This is a genomic window from Streptomyces sp. NBC_00203, assembly GCF_045206325.1.
Lineage (GTDB): Bacteria > Actinomycetota > Actinomycetes > Streptomycetales > Streptomycetaceae > Streptomyces > Streptomyces lutosisoli.
In genome coordinates this window covers 425,018-438,916 of record NZ_CP108126.1, presented here as the reverse complement: position 1 = coordinate 438,916, position 13,899 = coordinate 425,018, and the positions used below count along the sequence as shown (strand labels likewise).

At 68.7% G+C, this 13,899-nt stretch carries 15 protein-coding genes and 2 pseudogenes; 10 read left to right on the top strand and 7 right to left on the bottom strand.

Translation table 11 applies throughout. The features are described from left to right. Positions 1-123: 123 nt before the first annotated feature. Together OG975_RS02215 and OG975_RS02210 are read left to right on the top strand one after the other, a co-directional pair. Positions 124-981, top strand: coding sequence for a class I SAM-dependent methyltransferase (locus OG975_RS02215; RefSeq protein ID WP_406326962.1), 858 nt, complete (start codon positions 124-126; stop codon positions 979-981). Positions 982-1,068: 87 nt separating this feature from the next. Further along, a complete protein-coding gene (locus tag OG975_RS02210) occupies positions 1,069-1,422 on the top strand; it encodes a VOC family protein (protein ID WP_406326961.1) in 354 nt (117 codons plus the stop codon). Between the two features lie 120 nt (positions 1,423-1,542). Here the strand turns inward: OG975_RS02210 and OG975_RS02205 are convergent, their stop codons facing one another. Next, positions 1,543-2,301 carry a PIG-L family deacetylase gene (locus OG975_RS02205; protein WP_406326959.1) on the bottom strand — a complete coding sequence of 253 codons (759 nt, stop codon included), beginning with the start codon at positions 2,299-2,301 and terminating at the stop codon, positions 1,543-1,545. A 63-nt stretch (positions 2,302-2,364) separates the two neighbouring features. Further along, positions 2,365-3,192, bottom strand: coding sequence for an SDR family oxidoreductase (locus OG975_RS02200; RefSeq protein WP_406326958.1), 828 nt, complete (start codon positions 3,190-3,192; stop codon positions 2,365-2,367). 119 nt (positions 3,193-3,311) lie between these two features. Between OG975_RS02200 and OG975_RS02195 the strand changes: the two genes are divergently transcribed. Next, positions 3,312-4,187 carry a PhzF family phenazine biosynthesis protein gene (locus OG975_RS02195; RefSeq protein ID WP_406326956.1) on the top strand — a complete coding sequence of 292 codons (876 nt, stop codon included), beginning with the start codon at positions 3,312-3,314 and terminating at the stop codon, positions 4,185-4,187. 151 nt (positions 4,188-4,338) lie between these two features. On the opposite strand, the gene OG975_RS02190 is transcribed toward OG975_RS02195, so the two are convergent. The 3 genes from OG975_RS02190 to OG975_RS02180 form a co-directional block, all read right to left on the bottom strand. Next, positions 4,339-4,575 carry a hypothetical protein gene (locus OG975_RS02190; protein ID WP_406326954.1) on the bottom strand — a complete coding sequence of 79 codons (237 nt, stop codon included), beginning with the start codon at positions 4,573-4,575 and terminating at the stop codon, positions 4,339-4,341. Between the two features lie 177 nt (positions 4,576-4,752). Beyond that, positions 4,753-5,205, bottom strand: a complete 453-nt coding sequence (locus tag OG975_RS02185) for an iron chaperone (protein ID WP_406326952.1) — start codon at positions 5,203-5,205, stop codon at positions 4,753-4,755. 1,055 nt (positions 5,206-6,260) lie between these two features. Further along, the gene (locus tag OG975_RS02180) at positions 6,261-6,857 is read right to left on the bottom strand and encodes an SDR family NAD(P)-dependent oxidoreductase (protein WP_406326950.1); all 597 of its coding nucleotides are present in this window, start codon (positions 6,855-6,857) and stop codon (positions 6,261-6,263) included. A gap of 400 nt (positions 6,858-7,257) precedes the next feature. Between OG975_RS02180 and OG975_RS02175 the strand changes: the two genes are divergently transcribed. The 3 genes from OG975_RS02175 to OG975_RS02165 are packed head-to-tail and all read left to right on the top strand — an operon-like array spanning position 7,258 to position 8,617. Continuing rightward, complete coding sequence (locus tag OG975_RS02175; protein ID WP_406326948.1) at positions 7,258-7,851, top strand: AMP-binding protein; 594 nt, start codon at positions 7,258-7,260, stop codon at positions 7,849-7,851. Next, positions 7,761-7,982, top strand: coding sequence for a hypothetical protein (locus tag OG975_RS02170; protein WP_406336119.1), 222 nt, complete (start codon positions 7,761-7,763; stop codon positions 7,980-7,982). The genes OG975_RS02175 and OG975_RS02170 overlap by 91 nt, the downstream gene beginning before the upstream one ends. Beyond that, positions 7,889-8,617, top strand: a complete 729-nt coding sequence (locus tag OG975_RS02165) for a thioesterase II family protein (protein ID WP_406336118.1) — start codon at positions 7,889-7,891, stop codon at positions 8,615-8,617. The genes OG975_RS02170 and OG975_RS02165 overlap by 94 nt, the downstream gene beginning before the upstream one ends. Before the next feature lie 159 nt (positions 8,618-8,776). On the opposite strand, the gene OG975_RS02160 is transcribed toward OG975_RS02165, so the two are convergent. Further along, positions 8,777-9,784 (bottom strand): helix-turn-helix transcriptional regulator, encoded by a 1,008-nt coding sequence (locus OG975_RS02160; RefSeq protein WP_406326947.1) that lies wholly within the window; start codon positions 9,782-9,784, stop codon positions 8,777-8,779. Between the two features lie 166 nt (positions 9,785-9,950). On the opposite strand from OG975_RS02160, the gene OG975_RS02155 reads away from it, so the two are divergent. The 3 genes and pseudogenes from OG975_RS02155 to OG975_RS02145 all read left to right on the top strand — a co-directional run bounded on the left by OG975_RS02155 (position 9,951) and on the right by OG975_RS02145 (position 12,015). Next, positions 9,951-10,364 (top strand): VOC family protein, encoded by a 414-nt coding sequence (locus tag OG975_RS02155; protein WP_406326945.1) that lies wholly within the window; start codon positions 9,951-9,953, stop codon positions 10,362-10,364. Positions 10,365-10,573: 209 nt separating this feature from the next. Then, a pseudogene (locus tag OG975_RS02150) lies at positions 10,574-10,810 on the top strand (aldo/keto reductase); the annotation flags it as partial. 98 nt (positions 10,811-10,908) lie between these two features. Beyond that, a complete protein-coding gene (locus tag OG975_RS02145; RefSeq protein ID WP_406326943.1) occupies positions 10,909-12,015 on the top strand; it encodes a winged helix DNA-binding domain-containing protein in 1,107 nt (368 codons plus the stop codon). A 109-nt stretch (positions 12,016-12,124) separates the two neighbouring features. Here the strand turns inward: OG975_RS02145 and OG975_RS02140 are convergent. Further along, positions 12,125-12,359 (bottom strand): annotated as a pseudogene (locus OG975_RS02140) (transposase); the annotation flags it as partial. Between the two features lie 106 nt (positions 12,360-12,465). Between OG975_RS02140 and OG975_RS02135 the strand changes: the two are divergent. Beyond that, positions 12,466-13,779, top strand: coding sequence for an MFS transporter (locus OG975_RS02135; protein WP_406326942.1), 1,314 nt, complete (start codon positions 12,466-12,468; stop codon positions 13,777-13,779). The last annotated feature ends 120 nt before the right edge of the window (positions 13,780-13,899 follow it).

Below are 13,899 nucleotides of genomic sequence, written 5' to 3'. Positions count from 1 at the left end.
CGGGCTGGAAGCCGACCTTGGAGCCGGTGATCGAAGCGCAATTCTGAAGAAGCGCCGTAAGCATCCTCCTGCCTAGCGTTGCGAAGCACGAGGGACGACCTTGCAACGGGAGGAGACATCATCATGGGCGACGAGCGAGCTGCGGCGGTGGACAGTACGGCGGAGCGGGTCGCCTTGTGGCGGGCCATGCACGTCCAGGTCGATCCGCCGCCACACGTGCTCGAGGACGAGATCGGCCTGCGGCTGGCGGCCCCGGACGACGGATGGCGCCGACGCCCGGACATGGACCCGCACGCCATGAGCCGCGTCCGGGCGGGCATCGTGGCCCGGGCTCGCTTCGTCGAGGATCTGGTCGTCGAGCAGGTCGGTCAGGGCGTCGGCCAGTACGTCATCCTCGGCGCCGGCCTCGACACCTTCGCCCAGCGCAGGCCGGAGATCGCCTCCCGCCTGCGGGTGTTCGAGGTCGACCAGCCCGGTCCGCAGGCCTGGAAGCGGCAGCGCCTGATGGAGCTCGGCTTCGGTGTCCCCGAGTGGCTGCGGCTCGTACCGGTTGACTTCGAGGCGGGCGACTCGTGGTGGGAGCAGCTGGTGGCCGCCGGCTTCGATGCGGGACAGCCGGCGGTGGTGGCCTCCACGGGCGTCTCCATGTACCTCACCAAGGACGCGAACGCGGCCACACTGCGCCAGGTGGCCGTGCTCGCCCCGGGTTCCACGCTGGCCATGTCGTTCATGCCGCCACTGGAGCTCGTCGATGAGGAGGCTCGCCCCATGCGCCAGGCGGCGGAACACGGCGCCCGAGCATCAGGGACGCCCTTTATCAGCTTCTTCACCCCGGAGGAGATGCTGGCACTGGCCCGCGATACCGGTTTCAAAGAGGCCCGGCATGTGTCGGGGGCCATGCTCAACCAGCGCTACTTCGCCGACAGGACGGACCGTCTTCGGACGTCCAGTGCAGAGGAACTGCTCGTGGCGACGGCTTAGGAGTTCCCGCGGGATTGAGACGGGGGTGTGCAGCGGGCGATGGTGTGGTGCCACCACGCCCGATCACCGTCCTGGCAAGATGGCGGCATGGAACGTGTGCTTGGAGTCGGTGGCTACTTCCTGCGGGCCGCCGACCCGGTGGCCCTGGGCGCGTGGTACCGCGAATGCCTGGGCCTGGACGCCGATGAGAACGGTCTGTGGCGTCAGGAGACCGGGCCGACGGTGTTCGCGACGTTCGAGTCCGAGAGCGACTACTTCGGGTCCCGCGCCCAGCAGACCATGCTCAACTTCCGGGTCCGCGACCTGGAAGCGATGCTCGCGCAATTGCGCGCCAAGGGAGCGGACGTGGCTGAAGAGACGCAGGACATGGAGGGTGTCGGTCGATTCGGCTGGGTCACCGATCCTGAGGGCAATCGGGTCGAGCTGTGGCAGCCCGCCTGACCGCGTCTTCACGCAGGCGGTGACGTGCTGGTGGCCCACCAGGTTGTCGAGGTGTGAACCATTTTCAGGCCCGCGCGGCCATGTCCCAATTCGCCGTCTCATCACTGTGGCCCGTGATGCTCAAGCTGTCAGTTCGGTTTGATGTGCGACGGGGGAGACGGTGTCCTGGCGGATGTACCACTCGGTGGAGAGAATCCGCTCTCGGACTGCTGCCGGGAGGCTGGCAAACAGACCCGGTGCGGCCCCTCGCTCCACCTCGGTGCGATGGGCCAGCACGGCAGCCCATTTCTGCTCCAGCCAGGGGCTGACATCGACGGTCGCGGTGATCCGTTCGTCCGGAACACTGTTCATCGCCTTCCCCGCACGGGCCAGGTCGCTCAGCGTCCGTACGGCCGAGTGCGGATGCGTGGCCAGGTAGAGGGCGCTCGGCTGCCAGGGGTCACCTGCACCCGGATAGAGCCGTTCAAGTCCGGCTGCCTGGACTGCGAGCGTGGTCACCCGGTGGGTGTGCACATGGTCTGGATGACCGGTCAGCCCACCGTAGGCGTCGTGGGTGACCACGACCTCCGGGCGAAACTCCCGCAACTGCGCGACCAACCGCCCCACCGTCTCGTCGAGCGGCGCATCGCACAACCGCACGCCGCCCGGAGCTGACTGAGGTGCCCAGGCGTCGGCGTAACCGAGCATGCGCGGCTCGTCTGTGCCGAGGATCCGAAGTGCTTCGGCCAGTTCCGCGCCGCGCTGAGTGTGAGCGGCCCAGGTCGCCGTAACAACCGCAGTTCGAGCTCCTGCGGCCGCGTGCCGGGCAAGCACTCCGCCCGACCACAGGGACTCGTCGTCCGGGTGAGCGAAAACCGCGAGCAGACTCGGCACCGGCATCGACAGATCACCTTCCAGAGCGAAGGGAGCCTGATCGTATGCCTTGATGACGCGCCCAGTTCATCAAACCGCCGGGGTGAGGAACTGGTGGCCGCCGCGCAGCGGGGTGCGGAGTTTGCGCTGGGTCGCGCGGCTGTCGAGGCGTACGTCGAGGCCCCCGGGAAGCTTGCTGTCTGCGCGCAGACCCGTGGGCAGTCGGGAGGCGTCGAGTCCGTCGCGCCTGGCTATGAGGATGCCGAGTTCGTGACGGCTGAGGGCCTCATTGCCACCGAGATGGTGGATGCCGCTCGCATCTCCCGACGCGAGTTCCATGAGAGCTGCGGCCAAGTCGGCCACATGCACCGGGCAACGGATGTCGTCTGTGAACAAGACGCCGGTACGGGGCTCGGCGGCAAGTTCGTGCACGGCACGTTCGTGTACGGACTGCCCGTCGCCGATGATCAGCGAGGTGCGGGCGACCACGGCGTCCGGATGAACGAGAAGAACCCCTGTTTCCGCCGCGGCCTTCGCTGCCCCGTACGGGGTGACGGGATCGGGCAGGCAGGACTCGTCGTAGTGGACGCGAGCGCCGGAGAACACGGCGTCACTGGAGACATGGATCAGCCGGCTGCCGGACTTCGCCGCAGCCATCGCCAGACGGACAGGACCCTCGGCGGTGACCGCCCAGTCCGCCTTGCCGCTCGATGCGTTGACGATGACACGAGGGCTGACCTTGGTCACGACCGCTTCCACACTTCCGGGATCCCGCAGGTCGAGGGCGTGCCACGCGATGTCTTGAGTGCTCCCGGGCCTGGTCGCGTAGGTCGCGGCCGTCGTGTGCCCGGACGCTGCCGCTTGCCGGACCAGCTCGGCACCCAAGAACCCGGAACCACCAACGATCAAAACGGTCACGACGCGACACCCTAGCCCGCCGTGCCGAGAGGAAGCACCACAGAAGTTGAGCCAGAGTCGCAACTCGCGTACTCAGCCATCCGGGAATGGCCGCGGGCCTGCCCCGTGTTGCCGCGAGCATGACGACAAATGCGCCGCGGCCAGAGGTGCTGCGATACACCGCCTTCTCCAGTGCCCCCGACGGCGGAAACCCCGCCGGCGTAGTTCTGGACGCCAGCGCCCTGGACGACAGTGACATGCTGGCCATCGCCGCCGATCTCGGATACTCGGAGTCCGCGTTCCTGACCGCGCCCCCGGAGGGCCTCGGCGGCCAGGAGGGACGGGCGTACACCATCCGCTACTTCAGCCCCAAGGCCGAGGTGCCGTTCTGCGGGCACGCCACCGTCGCGACCGCCGTCGCGCTTGCCGAGCGGATTGGCGCCGGGGAGCTGGTGTTCGCGACGCGGGCCGGGACCGTGCCGGTGGAGGTGGCCGAGGAGGGCGGGACGCTCAAGGCCACGCTCACCAGTGTCGAGCCGCACATCGAGGAGATCGCCGACGCCGACCTCGATGAGGCACTCGCGGCGCTCGGCTGGCCGGTAGCCGATCTCGACCCGGCCTTCCCGCCCCGTATCGCGTTCGCCGGCGCCCGCCATCTCGTCCTCGCGGCGGCGACGCGCGCCCGCCTCGCAGATCTCGCGTACGACTTCGCGCGCCTCGAAGCCCTGATGCACCGCTTGGACCTGACCACGATCCAGTTGGCATGGCGGGAGTCGGCCACCGTCTTCCATGTCCGTGACCCCTTCCCTGTCGGCGGCGTCGTCGAGGACCCGGCGACCGGCGCCGCGGCCGCCGCGTTCGGTGCGTACGCGCGTGAGCTCGGCCTGGTCCCCGAGGACGCCGTCCTCACCCTGCATCAGGGCGAGGACCTGGGCCGCCCCGGCGAGCTCACCGTGACGCTGCGCGCCGGAGACCGGCGCGTCCATGTCGGCGGCGCAGGAACTCGTATCGGCTGAAGCGCCAGCCACGACGGCAGTCCAGGCACAGATCTCTCCCGTGGTCACAGCGGATCGCAATTCCGTGATCGCCGGGCCCGTGCCTCATCCACTCCCGGGTGCTCCATCGCACCTGTCCGCCCGAGCTATTGGCGGATGACTTCGGCGGACATCAGGAGTCCCCGGGAGGCATTTCCTTCTCATGAGTGGTCGCGTCCCGTAGCCGTTGACGTGTGAGTGACGACGGACGGGCCGTCAAGCGCAGCTCACCCCAGGGCATGATGTCGAGCGCAACTGCGTCGACCATGGTCCCGACTGCCGGGAAGTCCTCCGGGCGTGGGTGTTCCCGGCTGTCCGTGAGGTTCACGAAGTCGATGAAGGCCGGGATGTCGGATGCGGGAGCGACCACCGCGGCCTCCACTCCGAATCGTCCTCGGTGCCCTGTCACCTGGCAGTGAACTACCTGGAAAGGGCGGAGTCCGCTGTGCAGCCATAGCTGAGCTCTGTCAGTCACAGCTGATCAGCGTAAGAGGCTGGGCTTGATTGCGCGCGCCGCCGACCGAGTCTTCTCCACCGCGTACGCGCCTCAGCTCACCGCCTGCTTCACGAGCGCACCGATCCGCGCCTCCACGTCGGCCGTCACCTCGGTCAGGGCGAAACCGGCCGCCCACATTGTGCCGTCGTCCAGCTTCGCCTGGTCGCTGAACCCGAGCGTCGCGTAGCGTGCCTTGAACTTCTCCGCGCTCTGGAAGAAGCAGACGACCTTGCCGTCCAGCGCGTAGGCGGGCATCCCGTACCAGAGCTTCGGCGCGAGGGTCGGTGCGCTGGCTGTGATGACGGCATGGACGCGCTCGGCCATGATCCGGTCCGAGTCCTGCATCTCGGCGATCTTCGCGAGCACGTCCCGCTCCGCCTCCGCCGCCTTGTCCGCGCGCGAGCTGCGGCGGGCTGCCGTCTTGAGCTCCTTGGCGTGGTCCTTCATCGCGGCCCGCTCCTCGGCCGTGAATCCCTCGTGCTTGCTGCTGTCGGTGTTGTTCATGGCGGAGTTCCCCCTTGAAGATCTTGATGTGCGGGATCTTGCGAGGGGACCATATCCCGGCCCACCGACAGCCGGGAGTGTTTCACCTGTCTGCTCATCTCTGACCTGCTCATCGAGTTCGACGAGGCCGGGCGCGCGTTTCTCCATCGCCACGGGGGCACGACGAGCCGGTGATGGGGAGCCGCCCGCCGAGTCCCTGGCACGCCTCGGCCTTCTGCGGGCCGGCCCCCGACATCCCGACATCCTGATATCCCGGTACCTCAGCACCGCGACTCCGAGACTTCGAACTGCGGCCAGTTCCAGAGGACTTCGGCTCCCGGCGTTTCATTACTCCGGACCTGAAGCGGGTGCGGATACGTCTTCCTCGGCACCGCAACTGCCGCAACCATGGTCAAGCGGCCCGTCAAGTTCTAGGAATCCATCGCCACCACGACGTATAGGCACGCCACGACTGCGACCATACAGACAACGGCCATGGCGATCAGTACGCAGCCGAGCACCCCTGCTGTGCCGGTGACCGCTGCCCAGCCGAACCGTGTTGCTCGTTCGGCGCGCTGGACTGCGTCGCGGTACTCACTGTCGTCGTCCCAGCTGCGATCAGTCACACGATCACCCCCGGTTGGACCCTACAACTCGGCCATCGTGCCCCACGATTCGACGGCACTGGCCCCCCGATGGGGGCGATCCGCAGCATGACGGGAGCCCGACGTAGGGCCGCCGACGTTGCGGAGACCCGGCCGGAAGCACTTCAGTCTCTGTTGCGGATGGAGCACCGTACTGGCACGTCCCGGCTTCGTCAGGGCCGCTCTCATCCTCCCCGGCACCACCCGGATCAGGCTGCCCCTCGGCTTCAACAACCCTGCCGCGACAGGGTGGTGCGACGCCGGCGTCGCACCACGCGCTGCCAGTCATCGTCCGCGCCGGATGCCGCGAGGCCGGGCAGGCTCGCACCTTCGTACAACTCTCGTGCGTGAAGCGGCGCAACGCGCGGAAGGCCTGCTCAAGGATGCTGTCGGCCATGGGGCCGTCTGCTCGCCAAGGGCGGGGCGCCGGTGTCAGACGATGTGGCGACCGCCGTCCACCGTCAGGACGTCGCCCGTCGTGTACGCCGCGTGGGTGAGGTAGTGCACTGCCTCGGCGACGTCCTCGGGCGTGCCGACGCGATGCAGCGGGGTGTTCGCGGTGATCCACTCCCGGGAGCTCTCCCAGACCTGCTCGGCCTCGTCGTACCAGGGGGTGTCGACCAGGCCGGGCGCGACCGCGTTGACCCTGATGTCGGGGCCGAGTTGGGAGGCGAGCAGGCGGGTCATGTGGTTGAGTGCGGCCTTGCTCACCGCGTAGGGGACGGAGCTGCCCAGGGCGCGGGTGGCTGAGACGGACGAGATGTTGACGACCGAGGCGGCGTCGGACTTCCTCAGATGCGGGACGGCGGCGGCGGTCAGCTGCCATGCGCCGAAGGCGTTGACGTCGAAGATCTCCCGCCAGACCTCGACGTCCGCGGCCTCCAGGTCGTCCAGCGGGATGAAGCGGGTGGTGCCCGCGTTGTTCACGAGGATGTCGAGGCGGCCGTAGGCGTCGATCGCGGCCTGGACGATCCGCCGGGCGTCCGCACCGTCGGCCACGTCTCCCTGTACGTACACCGCGTCCGGCAACTCGGTCGCGAGATCCTTCCCGCCACCTCGCTCCGGGCCGAGTTGACGACGATCCGAAAGCCTTCCGCGGCCAGCCGCCGGCGACGGCGGCTCCGATCCCTGACGACGAACCGGTGATGAGTGCGACGCGGCTGTCCATCATTTCCGCCCCCTTGAGTGATTGATCATTGACGTGTCGAGACGCGGAGCATAGTCTACCGTAAGACGGAATTGATCTTCCGTAATATGGAAGTTGAGTGGAATCCCTTCCCTGGGAACCCGTGCGAATCCGGGCAATGTGGCCCGACCGTCGCACCCTGCTTTCCGGTTGCCGTGGCCCCCGTACGTCTGGGGCGATTCTGTCGTTTCCTCGCGCCCGGTGAGAGCTCGGGTGATCCGCGACAGAACATGAGGGGGATTCATGGGTGCGCCACGCGTCCGGTCAACAGGCGGGGATGCTGGGGGAGTTCACCGTCTGGTCGCCGAGCGGGTACGGGAGGCGCCCGCGGCACTGGCCGTACGCGAGGCACCCGCCGGCCGCGAACTCAGCTACCGGCGCCTGTGGGAGAGTTCCGGCCGCATGGCCGCCCGCCTCGCCGAACACGGCATCGGCCCCGGGAGTGTGGTCGCCCTCGACCTGGACCGGGGCGCCGACCTCGTCGTCGCGCTCCTCGGCGTCGTACGCACCGGCGCCGCCTACCTGCCCCTCGACGGCCACGCCCCGCAGGACCGCGTCACCGCCGTCCTCAAGGACGCCCGGGCGCAGGCGGTCGTCGTGGGCCGGGGCACGCAGCGCCGCAGCCGCTCCTTCGAAGTCGACGCCGCCACACCCCTGCTGACCGTTTTTGACGCGCCCGACACCCCGACGAGCCCGCCGCCAACGACGACGCGGCGCCCAACGCCCTTGTCGACGAGGCGAGTCCGCTGTGCGTCGGCTACACCTCCGGCTCCACCGGTGTTCCCAAGGGCGTCGTCGTCCCGCACAGCGCCGTCCGCGACCTGGTCGCCGGCGTGACCGAGCCCGGCGCCCCCGCCCCGTCGGCGACCCGGCCCTGCGGCTGTTCGTCCTGCACCACGCTGGTGGCTCCCATCTCGCCTACACCGGCTGGGTTCCGCACTTCCCCGACGACTGGGACATCTGCCTGATCGAGGCGCCCGGCCGGGGGCCGCTCAGCAAGGTGCCCGTGTGCGAGACCGCCGCCGACCTCGCCGCGTACGTCATCGAGGACGTCCACCCGCTCCTGGACGCGCCGTTCGCCCTCTTCGGGCACAGCATGGGCGCCCTGGCCGCGTACGAGATGACGCTCCAGCTCGGCGAACGGGGCCTGGACACGCCCGTCTGGCTCGGCATCTCGGCCTGCGAGGCGCCCTTCACCGAGCAACCCCCTTTCGGCGGCACCCCTCTTCACACCCTGCCCGCGGCCGGACTGCGCTCCGCCCTGGCAGTCATGGGCGGCCTGCCACAGGCGATCCTGGAGGACGACGACATCTGGGCGGTGTACGAGCCCCGTCTGCGGGCGGACTTCCGACTGGTCGAAACCTGGCGGCCCAGGCCCGCGGACCGTGCCCGGATCCTCGTGCCCTGCTCGCTCTTCGGCGGCGAGGACGACCACGTGGTCACCCGCGAACAGCTCTTGGCCTGGGCCGAGGGCGCTGACCACCTGCTCGGCCAGCACTTCTTCCCCGGCGCGCACTTCTACAGGGACGAGCAGATCCCGGCGGTCGCGGCGCAGATAGCGGAGGAGGTGGACACGGCGGCCCCGGGCCTGGCCGGCTGGTGACCGGCCCCCAGGGTTCAGAACCGGTTCCGAGGCGTGCTGGCGGCCGTACTACTGCGCCGTCAGTGCGGATGAGGATGATCGGGTCGGCCCCGCACCGTTCCGTACCCTGTGGCGACCTGCTCGGCGGCAGGCTCCAAATTGGAGAACAGGGGCACAGTGTCATGGCGCGGTGCGCCCATCGGCGGCGGCGTTGGCGTAGCGGCGGGCGAGGCGGGCGAGGGCGTCCTTGAGTTCGGGCGGTCCGACGACTTCGAAGTCAGCGTCGAATCGGCCGATGGCGGAGGCCAGGCCGGGCCATGACCACGAGCCGAGAACGAGTCGGCAGCGGTCCGGGCCCAGTTCCTCGACGAGTCCTTCCGGGGCATAGGGGGCGACGGCGCTTGCGGGCAGGTCGAGGATCACCTCACCGCGGCAGGGCCAGTCGCCCGGACCGTCGGAGCCTCGGAATCTACCGGTGATGAAAGTGGCCACGTCGCCTCCGGGGAGCTCCCGTGGAGTGAAGCGGGGGCCGGTGGGGGTGCGCGGCGAGAGGCGATCCACGCGGAAGGTGCGCCAGTCCTCGCGGTCGAGGTCCCAGGCGAGGAGGTACCAGCGTCCGCCCCAGGTGATCAGGTGATGGGGTTGCACCCGGCGCTGCCGTCGTGCGGCACTGCCGTCCTGGTCCGGCGTGGGAGGGAAGGCAGGGGTGTAGTCGAAGCGCAGTTCCTCGTGGGCGTGGATGGCGGCGCTGAGTGCCATGAGTACGCGGCTGTCGACCTGCGCCCCGGGGTGGGCGCCGGACGGCGCGACCGCGGTGACCTGGAGCATGTCGATCCGGTGACGCAACCGGGAGGGCATGACCTGTCGGACGGTGTTGAGGGTGCGTGCCGCGTCCTCTCCGATGCCGGTCCCGGTGACAGTTGCGGTCTGAAGGGCCACGGCTAGGGCGACGGCCTGGTCGTCGTCGAACAGCAGCGGAGGCAGCTGTGAGCCGGCGTCGAGCCGGTATCCGCCGTCGGGCCCTTTGAAGGCCATGATCGGATAGCCGAGCTCCCGCAAGCGGTCTATGTCGCGGCGGACCGTGCGTGGACTGATGTCCATCCGCCTGGCCAGATCCTCGCCCGACCAATCGCGGCGGGTCTGGAGCAGGGAGAGAAGCGCGAGCAGTCGCGAGGAAGTCTTCTGCACCGGGCACATTCTGCCGTGGGTAGAGGACACAACCTGTCCTCTACCCATGGAACGTTCATCTCCGAGCCACCGAACGGGAGCGATCAGAAACTCCGGCAACCGTGGCCCGCAGCCGTGGCGTCCGCGCCCGGCGCTCCCGCAACGAATCGAAGGCAAGGAGCCAACCATGTCCGTCACGACCACGACTCACCTGAATTTCCGGGGCGACGCTCGCGAGGCGCTCGAGTTCTACCACTCCGTCTTCGGCGGGCGCACCGTCGCCGTCACCTACAAGGACGCGGGCAACGTGCAGAACGCGGACGAGGCGGAGTGGGTGATGTGGGGCGAGGTGGCCGCGGAGAACGGCTTCCACGCCATGGCCTACGACGTGCCGTCCCAGATGCCGTGGAACCAGGGTGAGAACTCCTTCTTCGTATCCGTGCGCGGCGACAACGCCGAGGAGATCACCGTTCTGTGGGAGAAGCTGTCCAGCGACTCGACCGTGTTGCGGCCGCTGGAGCCCGCGCAGTGGGCGCCGCTCTACGGCATGCTCACGGACCGCTTCGGCGTCGTCTGGGTCCTGGACGTCGCGAGCCAGTAATACGGGTGACCACCTTCGCGGTGCGGCAGACGTCCGTCCCCGCACCGCACCTCCCCTGCGCCACATCGGGGGACCGGCGACTGTCGACGAGGTCCGCGAGGAACGCACCATGCGGACCTGCAGGAAGTGGAGAAGGGAACCGGGTCACGGTGAAAATATGCGAGCTGGGGCGAACCGGCATCGAGGTGAGTGCCTACTGCCTGGGCACCATGATGTTCGGCAAGGTCGGAAACCCCGATCACGACGACTGCATCATCGGCTTGGTGCACCGGGCGCTGGACGCCGGTATCAACTTCTTCGACACCGCCGATGTGTACTCCTACAGCGAGACCGAGGGGATCGTCGGGAATGCCCTCAGGGGCCGCCGCGACGACGTTGTGCCGGCCACGAAGGTCAACTGCAGGATGGGCGAAGGGCCCAACCGTCACGATCGTCCCGCGCGGTATCGACCTCGGCTCACTCGACGTGCCCTACAGCCCGCCCGCTGTCACGCGCTCGGCGCTGCGCAGGCGTCCGGCAGACGAGTGGGCTGCGGCGTGATGCGATGACTGTCCTAGCCACCCGTGCCCTCAACCGCGCGACTCTCGCCCGGCAGTTCCTGCTCGCCCGCAGCGACGTCCCGGTCCACGATGCGGTTGCGCACCTGTGCGGGATGCAAGCGCAGCAACCGCAGGAGCCGTTTGTCGGACTGTGGTCGAGGCTGCGCAGCTTCAATCCCGCCGCTTTGGACGACCTGTTGACCGGGCGGGAGGTGGTGCGCACCCATCTGATGCGCCGCACCGTCCACCTCGTCACGGCCGGGGATGCGCTGGCCTGGCGAGCCCGCCATGACGCCATGCTGCGCCAGCGGGTGCTGGCCACCTACCGCCGCGAGCTCGCCGGGGTGAACCCGGAAGAGGTCGCGGCGGCAGGCCGGGCGGTCATGGCCGACGGCCAACCCCGCACCATGGCCGAACTCGTCCAAGCACTCGGCGATCGTTGGCCCGCGCCACCACCCCGGGTGCTGGGCGAGCTGCTGGTCGCCGCTCTGATCCCGGTGGCCCAACTGCCCCCGCGCGGACTGTGGCGCACCAAAGCGGGCGTACGCAACGTGCCCCTCTCATCATGGCTGGGGCGCGAGATCGCGCCGCCGGTACCGGCGGGCTCCGACCCAGCCGGACAAGCGCTGGTTCGGCGCTATCTGGCCGCCTACGGTCCCGCCGCCACGGCCGATCTGCGTGCCTGGTGCGGTCTCGCCGGACTCCCCGCCGCGGTCAAGGCCGTGCACGAAGAACTCATCACCTTCCGCGACGAACGAGGCCGCGAACTGTTGGACATCCCTGACGCGCCGCGCCCCCACCCGGACACACCCGCGCCCGTCAGGTTCCTGCCGGCATTTGACAACGCGATCCTCGGCTACCGCGACCGCAGCCGCATCATTGACGATGCCCATCTTGGGCTGTCGGTCGCCGGTGAGCGTGTCGTTCTGGTGGACGGTCGCGTGTCTGCCACCTGGACTGTGAAAGACAACCTGCTCGTCATCACCCCGCTTCGGCCTTTCTCCGCAGCCGATCGCACGACTGTCACCGAAGAGGGACAGGCACTGGCCACGTTTCTGACCGACGGCGATTGCGACAACGATCGCGTACGGATCGAAGCTTCTACCCACTGAAAGGTGAGACCCCGAACGGGACTGCGGCGACGACCCTGCCGTCGCCGTCCAGGACACCGATCTGCTTCCCGCACCTGACCGAGTGGCCGCAGCTCTGATCGTCGTCGTGGGCCACTTCCGGCTTGGTCGCGAAGACAGTGTCCACGCCGAGCCCTGCTGCCTGGCAGTGGTCAGGGACGCACGTCCAGGAGCGCGGGATGTACAGCTCCGGTTCACCGCCGCGTGTTCCCGGGCGCCCACGTAGACGGGATAGACGGCGACCTGGGATTTCTTGATCCTGCCGACGGCGCTGGCGTACTGGCGCTGAACCCGACGGTGCGAGTGCCCTTCTTCACGTCGCCGGTCCTCGAAGGCCTCCAGCACCACGGCTAGAAAGCGTTTGTTCCCGGGAAGGTGCGCACGGCAAGATATCGCCTATTTGCTAGCGCATAGCCAATCCAGGGGGGAATCGTGCGGCGTTCCACGCGGAGTGCTGTCGGAGATCCAATAATCGACGCAACCCGCCCGAAGTCGGTCCTGGCCCGCAACCGTGCATTCCTCTTCCTGTGGTCCGGGGAGTCGATCAGCCTCATGGGCAGTGAGATCAGCGTCGTGGCGCTGCCGTCGCTGGCGATCCTCGTCCTGGGTACCGGCGCCGTCGGTGTCGGCGCGCTCGTAGCACTGCAGTGGCTGCCGTTCGTACTGCTCGCTCCGGTCATGGGCGTCTTCACCGACCGGCTGCGCCGACGGCCGCTGATGCAGTTCGCCAACGTCGCCCGCTGCGTCATCCTTGGCTCGCTGCCACTGGCCGCCGTCCTCGGCCACCTCACCCTGGCGCACCTGTATGTTGCCGCGTTACTCAAGGGCGTCTTCGATGTGGTCTTCCAGTTGGCGTACCAGGCGTACATCCCGCAGGTACTCGACCGTGCCGACCTCGTCGAGGGCAACGTCAAGACCCAGCTGAGCAAGTCGATCGCGATGACGGTGGGCAGGTCGGCCGGCGGTGGTCTGGTGAGCCTGATCGGCGCGGCCCGGGCCGTGGGGGCCGACGCGGCGTCCTACTTCGTCGCCACCGTGATGCTGATGTTCATCCGAGAGAAGGAAGCCCGGCCGGCGCCCGCCGAGCGAGGCCTCGCCGCCACGCTCCGGGACATCCGGAACAGCGTCGCGCTGACCCTCGGCAACCGCGTGCTGCGTTCCCTCATGCTGATGGCGACCTTCGGCAACCTGGCGGTCTCGTCGACGCTCGCGATGATCATCGTGTACGCCTACCAGGATCTGCACTTCTCCGCGGGGCAGCTCGGCCTGGCGTTGAGCCTGGGCAGCGTCCCGGTACTCGTCGGCGCGGCGTTGTCCCGGCGGATCAGCGAGCGGTTGGGGATGGGGCGCACACTCGTACTGACGCACGCGCTGCTCGGCCTCGCGTTCGTGCTGCTGCCGGCCGCCACGCTGGGGGGCAAGCAGTTCGCGTTCGCGGTAGTCGTGGTGTCCCAGGGCATCTCCAGCTTCACCGGGCCGCTGACAAACGTGGCTCTGATCACGCTCATTCAGAAGGCAACTCCCGTGCAGGCGATGGGGCGTGTCAACGGTGCCGCGCTGCCGTTCATCTGGGGAGCCAACGCGCTCGGCCCTGTCGTCGGCAGCGCCGTCGCCGCGATGACGGGCAACGTGGTCTCGTTCTTCCTCGCGGCCGTGCTGGCCTGGGCGGCCATCGGCTGGATCTTCCGGGGTGCTGTCCAGCGGCTCGCTGACGACGTGCCGGAGCCCCTCCGGATATCCGTGTGACCGAGATGATGTGCGGACCGCTGCCCCGGGCCGGCCTGCGGGCGGGTCATGTCGGCCCGCCGAAGGAGATTTTCTGCCCTCAGCGGCTGATCGGGACAGGTTTCGCATCGCCTCGGTCAG